Origin of the sequence: Acinetobacter sp. AC1-2 (genome assembly GCF_016124155.1) — a bacterium.
In the GTDB taxonomy this organism is placed as follows: domain Bacteria; phylum Pseudomonadota; class Gammaproteobacteria; order Pseudomonadales; family Moraxellaceae; genus Acinetobacter; species Acinetobacter calcoaceticus.
On sequence record NZ_JABFFO010000022.1, the window covers coordinates 1 to 422 of the forward strand.

Consider the following 422-nt stretch of genomic DNA (forward strand, 5'->3'; position numbering starts at 1 on the left):
GTCTACGGGCAGGCCAAGCCTCCGTTCACGCGCCGCTACAGCGCCAGCGAGAACGTCGGCAACACGGCGGTCTACCTCCAGGATCAGATCGCGCTCAGCCCGGAATGGAAGCTGCTGCTGGGCAACCGCACCGACTTCTACAACCAGACCTTCCGGGACAAGGTCGCGAACGAACGGACCGAGCAGGACCGCACCGGCTTCTCGCCGCGTGCCGGCCTCGTCTACCAGCCGCTGTCGTTCCTGGCCCTCTACGGCAACGTCGCCGCCTCGTTCCGCCCGAACACCGGCTTCGACAGCGCGTCGCGGCCCTTCGCGCCCGAGACCGGGTTCGCCTACGAGGTCGGGACCAAGCTCGACCTGTTCGACGGCCTCAGCGTGACGGCCGCCGCCTTCCACATCGAGAAGGAGAACGTGCTCACCAC

General features: G+C 67.5%; 1 protein-coding gene. It reads left to right on the forward strand.

The window, feature by feature from the left end; genetic code table 11:
• On the forward strand, positions 1–422 hold a 422-nt coding region (locus HL290_RS18445), incomplete at both ends, for a TonB-dependent receptor domain-containing protein (RefSeq protein ID WP_198497224.1).